Source organism: Paenibacillus sp. J5, from assembly GCF_054955055.1.
The window spans coordinates 381,796-397,917 of sequence record NZ_JBUEDD010000001.1 but is presented as its reverse complement, the minus strand read 5'-3'; the positions used below and the strand labels follow the sequence as shown (position 1 = coordinate 397,917).

The window sequence follows — 16,122 nt, the reverse complement described above, 5'->3', positions numbered from 1 at the left end:
CGAATTTTAGCTGAAAAACCTGTAAACATAAAAAAACGAAAGGAAGAAAAAAATGGAACTTTTACAAGATTACTATAGTGAAAATTTTATCAACTTTGAAGAATGGTTTGATTTAATTAAAAGAGGAGAACCAGTGTATCCACAATTAAGGATTCCATATGTGGAATGGCTAAATGAATATATTGATTCAATAAAAGATAGAACTGTTAGCGAAGTAAAAGCATTATTACGATGTTTATTAGTCCCGGTACACAGAAACACTGATCTTGAACAATATAAGGTATATTGTGCTTTGAAGGAATCCGATTCATTGGATCCTTATTATCAAAAAATGTTAGTAGGTATGGAATCAAATGAACTGTATAAAAGAATAGAAGCCGGTAACGATGCATGGGAGGGTCTGACTTGGGTCTTAGAATTACTACCATACTCACCTCATCAAGCTATTGTTGCATTGGAAGGGTATGCTTACTCACAACCAAACCTCCCAGATGACAGAATAATTGGGATTAGTCAGTGTGTAGATATTATTTTTGCTAGATTTATTCACTTAGATAAACCCAAAAGAAATTTAATGAAATTAAAACCAATTGAGTTTGAATGGTTAATTGAATCCTTATATACAAAAATGGGTTACAAGACTATATTGACACCTGCTACAAGGGATGGCGGAAAAGATATAATTGCTTCAATTAAAAGACCTGATGGGGAAGAACGCGTTTATATCGAATGTAAGTTATACAAAACAACAGAATTAAATAATAATCATGTAAAGTCATTTGCCTATACCGTAACTAATGACAAGATCAATCGCGGGGTAATTTTCTGTACTGGCTATGCCAATGCTGCCCTTAAAAATATTGATCAAAGAATTACGATAATTAACTATGAATACATGAATTTACTTTTGAATGCACACTTAGGAAGCGATTGGGATGAACGGCTCGATAACATTATCAAAAACCCAAAAAAATAAATTATGAAATAACTCTTAAGTGTCTTCAAAGAAGACAGGTACTTCAGCTAACACCGTATTCACGCGGCGAGCCTAACGGCCCTTGGTCTGCAGAGGATTTTCGAGGAAGTGGAATCAGCAGACAACCCTGCACTGGCTAAGTCCGTCGGACTCGGGGCTAACGCCCCTTAAGCCAGTGAGGGTTCGTGAATGCAAGAACGTTATGAGAAATCTCCCAAGAACTATAAAAATCTAAATGAGGGTGAGTCCAACTGGAGAAAACGAAAGTAAAAGTAACCTTCATACTATATGGAGACCAGTTTCCGGTTGATACTATATCACAAGAGTTGAACTTAAATCCAACGCATTCACATAAAAAAGGAACAATTATAGAATGAACATCTACTCCTAAAGTGATTAGGACAGTAACAGCTAGTAGGAAAGAAACCGTATGGGAATATGGTACAGACTACGAAGATTCATTAGATAGTGAAATACAGATGAATAAAGTAATAAAGCGACTGAAAGGCAGAGAAGAGAGGCTAGTTGAAATATGCAGGCGATATGATTTGAAATGTATGATAATGATTGTAATTAAGATGAATGAAGGCTATACCCCCGCATTAATAATGAAGAAAGAACTTATTGAGTTTGCAAATAATATAAATGCTGAAATTCATTTGGATCTTTATGCCAACCCTTATAATTGAGAATAAAGAAAAGGCGGAGACATCTCATAACATCGCATTCACGCTGCGGGGCATCAGCCCCTTGATCTGCCGGAAGAATTATCGAGGAAGCAGGATCAGGCAGACAACCCTGCACCGACTAACCGCGCCGCGGCCGTTCCCGATGGTCACTTAAGCCAGTGAGGGTTCGTGAATGCAAGAACGTTATATGACATACCCAAAATATAAAAGGAGCTTTGTTTATGGAAAATAAGAAAGATGACATACTTTATCATTACTGTGGAGGAGAAGCTTTTTTTAATATAATTAAAAACTCTAGAATTTGGTTATCGGACGTGCTCAAATCTAATGATTCGAAAGAATGCGTATGGCTTAGAGACTCGGTGAAAAAACGAATAGAAAATTATCTTATGGAAAAAAATTTCGATTACTTAAAAGCCTGGAACTCTGGTTATCAAATAAACAACAACATTGAAGATAACATGATTATTTATGCTGCTTGTTTTTCGGAAAGCAAAGATTCTCTTAGTCAATGGAGAGGTTATGCTCAAGATGGAAGTGGTATTGCCATCGGTTTTTCAAAAAAACACTTACAAGCTGTTAATGGCTTAGCCCCATATAATCTTAAATTTGATAGAGTTATCTACGAAAATCAAGACAAGTTCATAAATCGTATTGTTAAAGAAAATATTAAAAATATGGAAGTAAAAGAAATCCGTCATGTAGCTTTAGAATTGAATAGTAATTACAGGTTAGAATTCGCTCAATACAAGAACCCGAGCTTCAAAGAAGAAAAAGAGTGGAGAATGATTTTAAAATCTAGTTCGGGCGCGGAGAAAATATTGAGAGATTTCGAAGGAATTGAGTTTTCCAAAGCACAATATAGATATGGGGAAGGGAAAATCATATCGTATTTAGAAATGGATTTTTCACAAATAAAACAAGATATTATCAAAGAAATATGGATTGGGCCAAAATCAAAAATATCTACAATAGATATAAGAGATATTTTATCTGTATATGGATATTATGGAGATACTCCATACAGTGTAAGTAAACCAATTTCTATTACAAAATCTGAAAGTTCTTATAGATAAAACACCGTATCGACATTAATATTTGACTTTGTGAAATATAAATGAAAATAAATAGTGAATGTAACCCAGAAAGCAGGGTACGTCATATAACACCATGTTCAAGCATCGTCGCCAACGCTCCTCGGTCTGGTAGAAGTTATAGGCAGGGGAGTTGATTCAGTCAGGCATACCCGGCGTTCGTCGTAAACACAAAACGTTAGGTGAAATGCTAAGAACTTATAATTAAAAATCATTTTAACAATAAATTTAGAATCCATAGATAAGGTGATTCATATGATTATTCGACTTGCTAATAATAATGATTTTGACCAGCTCATTAGGATGAGATGGGATTTCACAAATGAATATAATAAGAACAAGATTGAAGAAGACCAATATAATGATTTTTACTTAGAGTGCATGTCATTTCTGAAAGAGGCTATCAATAATAATAAATGGTTTATTTGGGTTGCTGATTTTGACGGTCAAATCTTATCACATATTTATATAGAACTAATATTTAAGGTGCCAAGACCAGGAAGGAAGACGAACCTATTTACTTTCATGACTAATGTTTATACATTACCAGAGTATAGGTTTAATAGAATTAAGATACATTTATTTAAGGGAATTGAAGTATGGTAAAAGATTAATAAATATGAATTTATAATAGTTTGGCCAAGCGAAAGGAGTATTGAATTTTACGAACGTAATGGCTATAAACATTGTAAAGAACCTATGGAACTGATGTTAGAATGAATTTTTTGAGGGCATAGTCTGTCCGTACTTCACCTAACACCGTATTCACGCTGCGGGGCTTACGCCCCTTGGTCTACCCGAGGAAATATCGAGGAAGCTGGAACAGGCAGACAACCCTGTACCGACTAACCGTGCCGCGGCCGTTCATGGTCACTTGAGTCGGTGAGGATTAGTGACACAAAAACGTTAACTGAAACCCCTAAAAATAAGCCCAATACAAATTCTTTAAATGAGTGAAAACTTAAAGTGGACGATCTAATAATTGATGATTTATAAAAATAAAATTGATGAGGTGAATGTTAATGGAAACGTCGTTATACCATTATTGTAGTAACGAAACTTTTTTGAATATCATTAAAAATAAAACAATAAGATTATCAGATATTTCTAAGTCTAATGATTATAAAGAGACAAAATGGCTAGTGGAGTACATTGAAGGTGAAATAATGCAGAGATATAAAGAAGATCCTTTTTTTAAAGGGAAACTGATTTATGGATTAGATGAAATAGATACTTTAAAGTTGATCATCAAATCAATTAAAGAAAGAATGCTTGAAAGAAACGAAGCTCTCTTTTATGGAGCTTGTTTTTCGGAAGAAGGTGATAAATTGAGTCAATGGAGAGGTTATGCTGATGATGGATATGGAATATCTATTGGCTTTAATTATCAGTCTTTAACTAAACTTATTGGCAAAGAAGAGAGTATTGAATTATTTCAAATTGAATACCCTGATGAGAAGAATAATGAAAATGCTTTAGCTCAAATTAAAAAACATTCAATAGATATAATAGAAAGCATGTTGCATGCAATTGAAACGAGTGATACAAAAAAACTCTTTTCTAATGATACTTATGCAGTTGATGTATTTCATGAGCTATCTTCAAAAATATTTATACAAGAATCTATTAGATTTAAAAATCCAGCATTCAAGGAAGAAGCAGAGTGGAGAATCGTTTTTAACGATGAAATTGACAAATACATTAACTGGGAAGATTGGTATGATGGAGTTGAAGAGAAATCAGCATTAAGTGGTAAAATCGCAACTCTATTTCCAAATGGCTTACAATTTAGAGCATTACGGAATAAAATTGTTTCATTCTTTGACCTATCTTTTAAAAGCTATGAGCAAAATATTATAAACGAAATAATTATAGGACCCAAATCAGAATTACAAGAAGGAGATATTTATCAATTGTTAGCTTACTATGGATATGACCCAGATATAAATATTATTAAATCTAAAAGCACATATAGATAGTTCAGTAATAACAATGTTAGAGCAGACTCAAGAAGTTAGGGGCATCAGTTAACACAGCATTCACGCTGCGGGGCATCCGCCCCTTGGTCTGCCGGAGGGATTTTCGGGGAGTAGGATCAGGCAGACAACCCTGCACCGACTAACCGCGCCGCGGCCGTTCCTTATGGTCACTTAAGTCGGTGAGGGTTCGCGAATGCAGGAACGTTATCGGAAATAACTGCAATCCAGATATCAAAAAAGTGAGGAGTGTTTGCGATGAATACTTATCAAATCGAAATTGTTTCTTTAGAAGCAAAGCATTTTATTGGGGTTCCAGTAACTAATGTATTTCAAAGATTTGATCCAATAAGTATGAAAGAAGCAAACCAATTCTTTCTTGAGCGAAGGAATGAAATTAAAGGAATTATTAATGAACAAGAATACGTTTGCCCTCATTTTGCTAATGATATTTTGTTTACATATATTTACTGTATGGAGGTGAAAGGAATTGATGAAATCCCTAATGGAATGATTGGATTCTATGTGCCAAGTCAAAGATATATTAAGGTGAGATCATCAGATCAAGATCCATATGCAATGAGCCAAGAATACTTAAAAGAACATGGACTTGAAAATAACATAAGATCTTTAGCGTTAGAAGTGTTTAGATTTGGAGAAGAACAGCATTTTAATAATGCCGATATTTATATACCTATACTACCAAAAAATAGGTAAGTTACTCAAGGAGGCAGTAACATCTGATAACACTATTTTCGTGCTTCGGGCCATCCGGCTCTCGGTCCGGCAGAGGCGTTTCGAGGAAGTGGGAGCAGCCGGACACATCCATCCCCTAAGATAAGCGCTATCTAAGGGGGATGGACATCGCGAATACAGGAACGTTATCAGAAATCGTTGAAAGGATGAAAGAATTGAAAAATAAACAATTTAAGATTTTGATTATTCTCAGTTTAGTTATTTTGCTAACTGCATGTGGCAGCAAAAATGATGATTATGAATTAATGACACTGGAAGATATAAAGGAGAATATTCAATATCAAGAATTGACATTGTTGAAGATGGATATTCCTTACAGTATGATTAGTAGAATAGCTGTGAATCAAGCGGGATATGAAATTGGGAATAGTGGAGACAAGATATATATATACGAATATAAAAGTAATGAGAAATTGAAAGAGGATAAAACAAAAATTCATAATAATTTTAATGGACAATCTATTCCCCCCATTATCATGAGTAATTATAATATTTGCTTAGTATATATGAAAAAAGATAAGAATGAATATGAAATTGAAAACAAGATATTAAAGGCCTTTTGAGGGTTGTTTAAAGAGGTCGACGACATCCGATAACACCGTATTCACGCTGCGTCGCTATTGCTCCTCCATCCGGCGGAAGTATGAAGTGGCTTCGATGAAGAAAACTCAGTAGCAGGGAAGCGGAGTCAGCCGGACAACCCTGCACTGGCTAAGTCCGTCGGACCCGCGCTTACGCGCTTAAGCCAGTGAGGGTTGGTGAATACCAAGATGTTATTGTGAAACCGGTGTAAGATCATTAAACCCAAGAGGAGAGTCAAAAATGATGAAGAGATTTATCAGTCATGTTCAAGTCCCTGTAAATAATTTGGAAGATTCAATTTATTGGTATGTTAATTGTTTGGGCGGTACACTTGCGGCTGATTTTGGAGTGTTTGCAATTATTGAATTGAACGAAGGACCTAATATAAATCTATGGAAGACGGATGATAAAACGACAAATACATTTACCGTTAATGGAAAGTCATTCCCGACAATAGGTATAGAAGTAGAAAACATAGATCGGGTAATTGCTTCAATTAAAGAATCTGGATCTGATTATGAAGGGAATGGCTTACCCGTTATTGACGAAGAAGGACGTAAGTTCTTCCGTTTTTTTGATCCAACCGGAAATATGATTGTAGTACATGAAGAGTCTTAAGAAATGCGGATTGTAAGCATCTCCAAGACGACAATGGCATCCTATAACATCATATTCACGGGCTAACCGCCCTCGATACCAGAAGTGGCTTCGAAGAGGTGGTTGCTGAGGAAAACACCCTGTATTCGCCGGGCGTCGTAAATATACAAAGATCGTTATGTGAAATCTGGTGAAGTGCTATTTTGAAGATCATAAATTTCAATATAAGGGACTGATAGAATGTTCTTTGTAAACTCAAGAGCCATCATTGAACGATATAATAATGAAGAAATTGAGATTGTAATTCAAAGAAGAGCAAAACATGATTCTTCATTAAAATTTGAACTCCCAGGTGGGAGAATCGATCTTTTTGAATCTTTGACGCAAGCGGTTATTAGAGAAGTCAAAGAAGAAACGGGATTAGATGTTTTTGAAATTGAAGGAAATGAAACAAGAGTAGATACAAAAGGAATTAATTCTGAATTTGAAGTGGAATGTTTAAGACCGTTTGCAGCCTATCAAACCATAAAAGGACCAGTTGATTCAGTAGGATATTATTTTAGATGTAGAGCAAGTGGAGAGCTATTAGAAGCTGGAGATGAAACAGTAGATATTCAATGGATTAATATTAAGGAGTTAAATGAACTGTTTTTGAAGAACCCAACAGACTTCTCAGATGTGGATCGAGCGGGAATAAAATATTATCTAAAATATCAAGGATTTTGAAGTCGAACTTAAGCCTTTCGGGCTCGTGAACACAAGACGTTAGATGAAATTACCATATAAACTAGGTAGCAAAGTATTGGAGGAAAGCATGGCAAACACAATTTCATTACCAAAAGAATTAAATGATATAGTTGAACCTATAGGTATGTCAAATGGATTAACTTCAGTGTTTATTGAAGTTTTAGCTATAAGTGGATCAATACTAGCTAAAACGAATCGAGAAAAAGAAATGATTATTTGGCTAGCACAAAGGGATCAGTCTGTAGTTGGAATAGGAACAGTTGGTTTTGATATTGATGAAATGCCTTGGACTATAGAATCCTTTGAAAGTGAGAAAGATTTTATATTAGATACTATTTCAAATGCAGTAGATGGATTAGGGTGGGAGAAATTAAGCTATAAACCACGTCAAGATTGGGTTGTTAATTGTTTGAATCAGTTTGGCTTAATGATTAAAGCATTTAATAAAGAAGATGTTGACATGGACAATTATATAGAATGGACAGAAATTGAAGAGGGTGATGATAACCCTACAATCCCAAGAGGCTACCCTAAATGCGAAAAACATGATATCTATTTAAATTGCCATGGATGTATACTTTGCAATAATGGAAGCTGAATTAAGGGTTGAAGGTATTTCATAGAAGATGGTAACAATCATCTAACATAATACTCATGCTTCGGGCCATGCAGCCCTTGAATGCAAGAAGTTGTAGGCAGGGAGCGGATCCAGCCAGACACCCCCGGCATTAGCCGGGCGTCGTGAACACAACACGTTAGCTGAAATTGTCAGAATTGAGAAAGGAGATGAGATTGTTGATTCGGCCAATTGATAATAACGATGATCTAAAGTACATAATTGAATCCCATTGGAGGATATACAAGCAAGAGTATGGCTATGATTATTCTTTTGAAAATTTTATTACTCAGTCTTTAACACAGTTCACAGAGGGAGTAAACAGCGAGAAGGAACACATATGGTTAGTCGATATAAAAGGAATCCGTCAAGGTTCAATAGGTATTGTCGATGCGGGGAATGACTTGGCACAACTCAGGTGGTTTTTAATAGAGCCCCAAATACGAGGCATGGGGTATGGAAATGCTTTAATGGATATAGCTATAAGGCATTGTTTGAAATACTACAAACAAATAATACTCTGGACAAACAGCAATCTCATAGCTGCACGTAAGATATATGAAAGACATAGTTTTGAACTCAAAGAAATTAAAAAATCCTATTTATCAAACCAAGAGATAATGGAAGAGAAATGGACAAAATCTTTAAAGTAAGTGTGGGTTAACCAAAGTTGCCGACAACTTCAGCTAACAGTGTATTCACTCATCGGGGTTCAACGCCCCTCGGTTCGCAGTAGTGATGTTCGATGAAGCCAGTGCTGCTGACAACCTCCTTCGGAGGTTCGTGAATGCAAGAAACGTTAGGCGTAATTCCTGTAAAACCAATCATATTAAAGTCATGACAAATTTATAGCTGAATGGGGATTGCCATGAGAATTAGTAAACGAGAATTTAATATCAAAGGATTAAGGTACTCTATTAGATCGGCAGCTCTCACAGATGCAACAAATCTATCCGAAGTGAGATTGCAAATAGATGGTGAAACAGAAAATATGGATAGGGAACGAGGAGAGGCTTTCGTAGATCAATTAGGATTTGAACATATTATCAAAGTAGATGATGAACACCCAAGAAGGCTATTTTTAGTTGCTGAAGTTGATGGACGAATTGTTGGATTTTCACGTTGTGAGGGGAATGACTTGAAGAGAACGATGCATAAAGTGGAATTTGGAGTGTGCATATTAAAAAACTATTGGGGTTATAGTATCGGTAAGAACCTTTTAAAAGAATCAATATCCTGGGCAGATTCTACTGGAATAAAGAAAATACAACTGAATGTTCTAGAAACAAATTCAAAAGCTATAGAGTTATATGAATTTTTTGGTTTTGAGATTGAGGGTACATTGAAAAACGATAAAATACTTTCAGACGGCTATTATAACACTATAGTAATGGGAAGAGTGAAATCATAAATGAAAGTGAAATAGGATCTTGCAGGCTACTCATGCAGTCAGGAAATACGCATAACACCATATTAACCCATCGAGGCCCCGGCCCTCGGTCGGGCAGAGGTATTTCGGTGAAGAGGAAGCAGCGGACAACCCTGCACTGTCTAAGTCCGTCGGACAAGAATATTAGGAAAAATTCTATTTGAGGAATTAAAACCTAAAAAATGATATAATAAACAAAAACGTTTGAGAGGGATCAAATGTAAAATGGAAAGAAGTTCAAAAAATATATCCAGACTAATTTGTAAAGTTTGAGATTATAGACTCGATTAAAATGGATGATAAGGAAATCATAGAGGAAGTAGCGTTAATAGGTCCGTTGAAGGATGAAGATGCAACACGAGAGTTGCTAAACTGCAAGATTTACTCAACTAGTGTTAAAGCGTCTGCAATGAAATTGCAGATTTTTTTATAGGCGATAACAGGAGGAAAATATAACTTCTCGTAACACCATGTTCAAGCATCGTCGCTTCGCTCCTCGGTCTGGTAGAGGTTGTAGGCAGGGAAATGGAATCAGCTAGACACACCCGGCATTCGCCGGGCGTCGTGAACACAACACGTTATCAGAAATTGGGGTAAGGTCTATAAAGAGCAATACATACAAAACCACAAGAAAGAAGGGTTTGCTCTTGTCACACGTTAGGGTTAGATGTACAGGATTGATTATAGAGAAAGAGTGCGTGTTGCTCGTTGAATATGAAGACAATGGTATTCATTATAACCTTCCTGGCGGTGGTCTGGAACCAGGGGAAACAATTAAAGAAGGAGTTGCCAGAGAAGTTCTAGAAGAAACGACTGCTAAAGTTACTGTAGGATCACTTGCCCTAACATATGAAATGGCACCCCATAATCAATCAGGAGAATATAGTAATCAAGAACCTCATGGATTGCATCTTATATTTGAATGCAAATTAAAAGAGAATTCAATTCCTAAGTTACCTAACAGACCAGACCCGCATCAATCCGCCGTAAAGTGGGTTCCGATAGATGAGTTAGATTCAATTTTACTATTTCCAAACATTAAGAAAGAAATTAAAGCGTATGTAGAAACCAAGAGAAATATAGAATTAATAGAAGATCATCAACTAGAAAGACAAGTATTTTGAAGCAAGGCCCCAGCATCTGATAACACCGTATTCACGCTCCGTCGCTATCGTTCCTTGGTCCGGCCGAAGTTGAAAGTAGAGGTGAATGGATTGGACGTTAATGAACTCCAACAGATTGAATGGATTATGAAATCATTTCAAAAACCTTGGTATATTGCCGGAGGTTGGGCGATTGATATAGAGCTTGGAGAAGTAACACGTAAACACAAGGATATGGATATTTGTATTTTTCGAGAGGATGCAGCATACGCTCTTAACTACTTTCAAGATTGGGATATACATGTAACGATACCGGGGGAGAACCGATTAGAGCCGTGTAAGGATATAGAGGATCTTAAATTACCGAGATATGGTTTACATTTGTATAAAGACAATGAGTTTTTGGAATTGCTGTTAACGGATCGGGAAGAAGAGGAAATAGTATTTCGGAAGAATAATGAAGTGAGAATGAAGATGAAAGAATTTGAAAAAGGAAGTGCAACAAGGCCCTATGTCAACCCTGCTTGGCAACTATTATTTAAGAGCTTGAGTACCCGTAAAGAAGATGAACATGATTTCAAGATTTACAGAGATCGAATACAAGACAAGAGCTCAATGAAATGGCTAAGAGATAGTATGATAACAACCAATGGAAATAAGGAATGGATCGAAGAATTGACTAAGCAGCTCGAAGATGGAGGGGACATCTTATAATACCATATTCACTCATCGGGCTATCTGTCCCTTGGTATGCCGGAGGGATTTTCGAGGAAGCAGGATCAGCCGGACAACCCTGCAAGACTAAGTCTGGCGACTCGGTAAGTGATTGCTTCAAATAATCGCCGCGGCAGATTAAGCCTTTCGGATTCGTGGACACAAGAACGTTATACGACATTCACCAGAGGATGAAAACCGTGTGATTAAAGGGATATTATTTGATTTAGATGGAACATTACTTGATCGAGACCAATCATTACTCTTCTTCATTCAAAATCAGTATAATCGAATTCAAGCTCTTCAACGTATTGAGAAACAAACCTTTGTGCAACGATTTATTGAATTGGATCAGAAGGGATATGTTTGGAAGGATAAAGTCTATCAACAGCTTATTGAAGAATATAATCTAGATTTGAATTGGGAAGACCTATTAGAAGATTATATTCAATCATTCCAATATCACTGCATTGGTTTTCCAGGATTAATTGAGATACTTGACTATTTGAAGGGCATGAATCTGAAGCTTGGGATTATTAGCAATGGATTTGGTAGATTTCAAATGAATAATATAAGAGGGCTAAACATAGAGGATTATTTTGATGAAATATTGATTTCTGAGAATGAGGGTTTAAGGAAACCAGATATTAAAATATTTAATAGAGCACTAGATCGACTAGGATTAGAGCCTCAAGAAACCATATTTGTAGGAGATCATCCGGTCAATGATGTAGACGCAAGCATTAAAGCTGGTATGAGAGGGATTTGGAAAGAAGATAACTATTATGAGAAGCCTTCTAAAGATTATTTGTTAATAAAGGACTTAATAGAAATAAAAGATATTATAGGAAGCATTTCGGGGTAGTGGTGTACGTCGTATAACGCTATATCCACGCTTCGGGCCTGTCGCCCTCGGTCCGCGAGAAGTGGTAGGCAGAGATGAGGATTCAGCAGACACATCCACACCGACTAACCGCATCGCGGCCACTCCCGTTGGTCGTTTAAGTCGGTTGGGGCGTCGTAGATACAAGAACGTTATAAGAAATCGACGGAAAACCAAAATTCATTTTATAAAGAAGGGTGAAGTCAAAATGCATACTGAATATGATGGATTTCTTATTTCTGATCACAAATCCTTATAAGATTATGAAACCATATGTGGCTTCTTATCAAGAAGTGCTAGTGTAATCATGACAATAGACAACAAGTCGGCGTCGCGAGGTTAGTTACTGGTATGCTCCCCTTAAAGTAGACAGGTGAAATAATAAAAACCTGCTGCTTTAAGGGGAGTTTTCTATGTCCAAAAAATGAAGTACACAAGAGGTTTTTACTGCGCTAGTCCCAAGAAAAACATGTCATAATAAGATCAGAGCGATTCCAAGGGCAAAAGGTTCATTTAAACTTGGACTTTAAGAGTAACTTGGGATGGTTTTTTCCAAAATATCGCTAATACGAATCCAAAAGCGATTGTAATAGCTGCTAGATAAAATGGATATGCAATCTCAATATCAAATAAGATCCCACAAATAATTGGAGCTATGACATTGGCTAAAGAGGTAAAGAATGAATTCATCCCACCTACAAACCCTTGGTCTGGTCCAGATATACTTGCTAAATACGTGGTAACGGCTGGTCGAACCAAATCAAAGAAGATGAATGACAACATCGTTGAGATAATTACGACGACATAGTTGTTTAAAAACGGGAAAACCGCTGCATTTAGTGCTGAAAATAATAACATATATCGTATAAGTTTAATCTCACCTAACCAACGTGTTAATCGTTCGAACAAGGCAACCTGAATGATTGCACCAATAATCGCGCCACCAGTAATCGCAATTGCAATATCTCTCGGTGTAAAATTTAATTTTACATCTACAAATAATCCATAAAAGGATTCAAAACTCATTAATCCGAAATTCGAGATAAAAATAACAATAAACGCCATTAAAAACATTGGCATTAAAATTTTTTGTAGAATCCCCTTGCGTGTAGCCATCTTGGGTTCATATGTTTCTTGTCTTTTAGGTTCACGTAAAATAATCCATGAAAAAATCCCTGCTAAAATTCCTAATACTCCTGCTACATAAAACGGAGTCCGAATACCGAAATCCGCCAAAAACCCTCCGACACCTGGACCAATGATTAAACCCGTACTGATTGCCGCCGACATATATCCGTATGCTTTAGGCCTTGTTTCGTCTGTAGTGATATCAGCAATAAATGCAGATACCGCTGGCATAATAAATGCCGCACTAATCCCACCTAAAGCTCTTGAAATGTATAGTACAGTAACATTATCACCCATGGCGAATAGTAGCTCTGAGCCACCAAATATAAATAGGCCAATCACAATCATTATTTTTCTACCAAAGTAATCTGTAGCTTTTCCTGTAAGGGGTGAAGCAAGTAATTGGGCTAAAGCAAACATGGCTGTTAATAACCCAACCGTCTTTCCTCCAATGTTTAATTCGACCATTAATTTCGGGAAAACAGGAAGAACCAACCCAATTCCCATAAAAGCAATAAATAAACTTCCTAACAAAATGGATAATACTGTTTTTGTATTCCTATCCAAAACAATTCCTCCTTTAAAGTACCTATCGAATACTTTAAAGGTTATAGTTAGTGTAGGGTCAAGGAAATTACTTAAAAATTTTAATTTTTAATTCAATATCAAAACGTGATGCATTATTCATTTTGAAATTTAACGGATAAAAATACTCATAGATATGAGACGCAACTTTAAAGTTATGATTTTTTACATAGTTTCTTAATTTATTGTACATCTCTATAAAATTATCTGAATGAATTGCAAATGCAATTACTGCATAATCACCGGCTTCTAATGTAATCCGCTCTATATTACTTGGTAAATACTTATCCTCAATCTCAGTTATAACAGGTATAAAAATGCTATCATATTTAATTTCTTCATAGGACTGATAGAATTCAAATGGAAGAATACCTCCAAATATAGTTTGCTTATTAATTTGCTCATGGGATTGAACAATATTATTCAGTACTTGGCTCCAAACACCTATTTCAGAAGATTCTCTAATGGTTATTTTTAGTAAATTTTGACTCTCAAATGTTTTGATGTATACCTCTTTACTTGCAGACTCTATAAATTGTTGTGTGAAATTTTCCTTCATTATTTGCAAGTTCTTTTGAACTTCGTTAATTTGTCTGATTTTATCCTCAAGTACATCTTCTTGTTTGTTTAGAAACTGAAGTAGTTCCTCCGGTGTATAGGTTTGAACTTCTTCTATTTGGTCAAGAGGTACGCCCAAAAATTTAAATGCCTTGATTAAATTAGCGTCTAATATTTGACTTACACTATAGTATCGGTAGTTCGTTTTCTGATCGACTTTCGCCGGTTTTAACACACCATTCTGATCGTAAAAATGGAGTGTTCGACTAGGAAGATCCGTTAACTTTGAAAACTCTCCGATGGTTAAATATTTTCGTAACATATAGTACACCCCCCCTTTATCTAGACGAACGTACTTATTCCCATGAAATTTTGTATTCATTAATCTTTTTATCCATATTGAATTCCATGTGTTTGTTCAGGAACAAAGCATTTAATTCTTCTGTCCTTTTTCTTCTGTCCTTTTCATAATAGTAAAACGCATCCCGGTAATCATGATTTCTTAAATTTTTTGCTAAAACCATGGCATCTTCAAGGCTGTATGAAGCTCCTTGACCTACAAAAGGATTAGCTGTATGTACAGCATCCCCAACCAGAACAACGCGCCCTTTTGACCACGTAGGTAAATGCTTCACTTCGTGAATACTTCTTGCGAAAATCTGCTCTGTGTTTTCAACAATTTTAAACAGATTGTTTGTGACTTTCCAATCTTTCATCATTTTATTTAATAACTCTCTGATCGTTTGTGTAGAGGCTTTTTCAAAGTCTTTTGTTGGTAGTTTCTCCGGAGATATAGAGAATGCTTGCCATAAGATATTCATCTTGTTTGTAGGGTGCGCTTTGCCAAACACAAAGGACAGATTCTCGTCGTAGTACAAATAACCACTTGATTCATCCCATTCGAAATCATCAACATATGATACCCCTTGTAGCCCCCACATACCGCTATAATCCAATTTAGCGTCCGATGATACGGCTTCTCTCGTTTTAGAAAAAGTTCCATCTGCCCCGACAACAATATCACCTTTGACAGAGGTCTCATCTTCAAAAAATGCTTCAACTGATTTTGAACTTTGATTTACTGAGATCAACTTTTTATCATACTTGATTTCGATTCCTTGACGCTGAGCTTCCTCCAAGAGGACTTTAACAATGTTGGATCTCATGACATTGATCATTGGGGATTTATAATGCTTTTCATTGTAATTATTTGTTATTGACTCAACTTCATTTTCACTATTAATTTGATAAATACTTTTTATAATCGTTGAATTTGCAATAACTTTGTCTTTACATCCAATCTCAGCTAAAACATTTACACCGTTTGGAGTAAGTAAAAAACCAGCCCCCTTTTCTAATTCAGCTGTTCTACCTTCATAAATGGTGCTTGCAATTCCTGCCTTTCTTAAGAATAAAGCTGTGGCTATCCCGGCTACACCACTTCCGATAATAATGACATGATTGTGATTCATTTTTCTCCTCCTTTATTTTACAGACAGACCGTTCGGTCTAATCATAATACAAAAAAATGTAAACATCAATTTTATTTTTAATTTTGAAAATACCCGATAAGCGGAGGAGCCGATGTCACCAGATCGGTATCCGAATCTCCGTTAACGTTCCTGTAAAACCAGTCGAAAGCATGACATCCACGAAGTGTTTGATGTGGTGAAGGGGAACTATTTTTTG

General features: G+C 36.0%; 16 protein-coding genes and 1 pseudogene. 14 read left to right on the top strand and 3 right to left on the bottom strand.

The window, feature by feature from the left end:
* Positions 1 to 52: 52 nt before the first annotated feature.
* The 14 genes and pseudogenes from ACY1JZ_RS01525 to ACY1JZ_RS01460 all read left to right on the top strand — a co-directional run bounded on the left by ACY1JZ_RS01525 (position 53) and on the right by ACY1JZ_RS01460 (position 12,144).
* The gene (locus tag ACY1JZ_RS01525) at positions 53 to 976 is read left to right on the top strand and encodes a restriction endonuclease (protein WP_462627765.1); all 924 of its coding nucleotides are present in this window, start codon (positions 53 to 55) and stop codon (positions 974 to 976) included.
* Positions 977 to 1,227: 251 nt separating this feature from the next.
* A pseudogene (locus ACY1JZ_RS01520) lies at positions 1,228 to 1,665 on the top strand (DUF4279 domain-containing protein).
* A 221-nt stretch (positions 1,666 to 1,886) separates the two neighbouring features.
* The gene (locus tag ACY1JZ_RS01515) at positions 1,887 to 2,741 is read left to right on the top strand and encodes a DUF2971 domain-containing protein (protein ID WP_462627763.1); all 855 of its coding nucleotides are present in this window, start codon (positions 1,887 to 1,889) and stop codon (positions 2,739 to 2,741) included.
* Between the two features lie 1,040 nt (positions 2,742 to 3,781).
* Entirely contained in the window at positions 3,782 to 4,738 is a 957-nt protein-coding gene (locus tag ACY1JZ_RS01510; protein WP_462627762.1) for a DUF2971 domain-containing protein, read from the top strand.
* Between the two features lie 255 nt (positions 4,739 to 4,993).
* Positions 4,994 to 5,452, top strand: coding sequence for a GyrI-like domain-containing protein (locus ACY1JZ_RS01505; protein ID WP_462627761.1), 459 nt, complete (start codon positions 4,994 to 4,996; stop codon positions 5,450 to 5,452).
* 140 nt (positions 5,453 to 5,592) lie between these two features.
* Complete coding sequence (locus tag ACY1JZ_RS01500) at positions 5,593 to 6,054, top strand: hypothetical protein (protein WP_462627760.1); 462 nt, start codon at positions 5,593 to 5,595, stop codon at positions 6,052 to 6,054.
* A 259-nt stretch (positions 6,055 to 6,313) separates the two neighbouring features.
* On the top strand, positions 6,314 to 6,691 hold the full coding sequence (locus ACY1JZ_RS01495; RefSeq protein ID WP_462627759.1) for a VOC family protein: 378 nt from the start codon (positions 6,314 to 6,316) through the stop codon (positions 6,689 to 6,691).
* 219 nt (positions 6,692 to 6,910) lie between these two features.
* Positions 6,911 to 7,396, top strand: coding sequence for an NUDIX hydrolase (locus ACY1JZ_RS01490; RefSeq protein WP_270168605.1), 486 nt, complete (start codon positions 6,911 to 6,913; stop codon positions 7,394 to 7,396).
* 88 nt (positions 7,397 to 7,484) lie between these two features.
* The gene (locus tag ACY1JZ_RS01485) at positions 7,485 to 8,015 is read left to right on the top strand and encodes a hypothetical protein (protein ID WP_462627758.1); all 531 of its coding nucleotides are present in this window, start codon (positions 7,485 to 7,487) and stop codon (positions 8,013 to 8,015) included.
* A gap of 197 nt (positions 8,016 to 8,212) precedes the next feature.
* Positions 8,213 to 8,686 (top strand): GNAT family N-acetyltransferase, encoded by a 474-nt coding sequence (locus ACY1JZ_RS01480; RefSeq protein ID WP_462627757.1) that lies wholly within the window; start codon positions 8,213 to 8,215, stop codon positions 8,684 to 8,686.
* 215 nt (positions 8,687 to 8,901) lie between these two features.
* Positions 8,902 to 9,444 carry a GNAT family N-acetyltransferase gene (locus ACY1JZ_RS01475; protein WP_462627756.1) on the top strand — a complete coding sequence of 181 codons (543 nt, stop codon included), beginning with the start codon at positions 8,902 to 8,904 and terminating at the stop codon, positions 9,442 to 9,444.
* Positions 9,445 to 10,103: 659 nt separating this feature from the next.
* Complete coding sequence (locus tag ACY1JZ_RS01470) at positions 10,104 to 10,586, top strand: NUDIX domain-containing protein (protein ID WP_462627755.1); 483 nt, start codon at positions 10,104 to 10,106, stop codon at positions 10,584 to 10,586.
* 90 nt (positions 10,587 to 10,676) lie between these two features.
* A complete protein-coding gene (locus ACY1JZ_RS01465) occupies positions 10,677 to 11,279 on the top strand; it encodes a nucleotidyltransferase domain-containing protein (protein WP_462627754.1) in 603 nt (200 codons plus the stop codon).
* A gap of 202 nt (positions 11,280 to 11,481) precedes the next feature.
* Complete coding sequence (locus tag ACY1JZ_RS01460; protein ID WP_462627753.1) at positions 11,482 to 12,144, top strand: HAD family hydrolase; 663 nt, start codon at positions 11,482 to 11,484, stop codon at positions 12,142 to 12,144.
* 531 nt (positions 12,145 to 12,675) lie between these two features.
* Here the strand turns inward: ACY1JZ_RS01460 and ACY1JZ_RS01455 are convergent.
* The 3 genes from ACY1JZ_RS01455 to ACY1JZ_RS01445 all read right to left on the bottom strand — a co-directional run bounded on the left by ACY1JZ_RS01455 (position 12,676) and on the right by ACY1JZ_RS01445 (position 15,905).
* A complete protein-coding gene (locus ACY1JZ_RS01455) occupies positions 12,676 to 13,797 on the bottom strand; it encodes an MFS transporter (protein WP_462627959.1) in 1,122 nt (373 codons plus the stop codon).
* Between the two features lie 127 nt (positions 13,798 to 13,924).
* The gene (locus ACY1JZ_RS01450; protein ID WP_462627752.1) at positions 13,925 to 14,815 is read right to left on the bottom strand and encodes a MerR family transcriptional regulator; all 891 of its coding nucleotides are present in this window, start codon (positions 14,813 to 14,815) and stop codon (positions 13,925 to 13,927) included.
* Positions 14,790 to 15,905, bottom strand: coding sequence for an FAD-dependent oxidoreductase (locus ACY1JZ_RS01445; protein WP_462627751.1), 1,116 nt, complete (start codon positions 15,903 to 15,905; stop codon positions 14,790 to 14,792). Before ACY1JZ_RS01445 ends, ACY1JZ_RS01450 begins: the two co-directional genes overlap by 26 nt.
* Positions 15,906 to 16,122 lie beyond the last annotated feature (217 nt).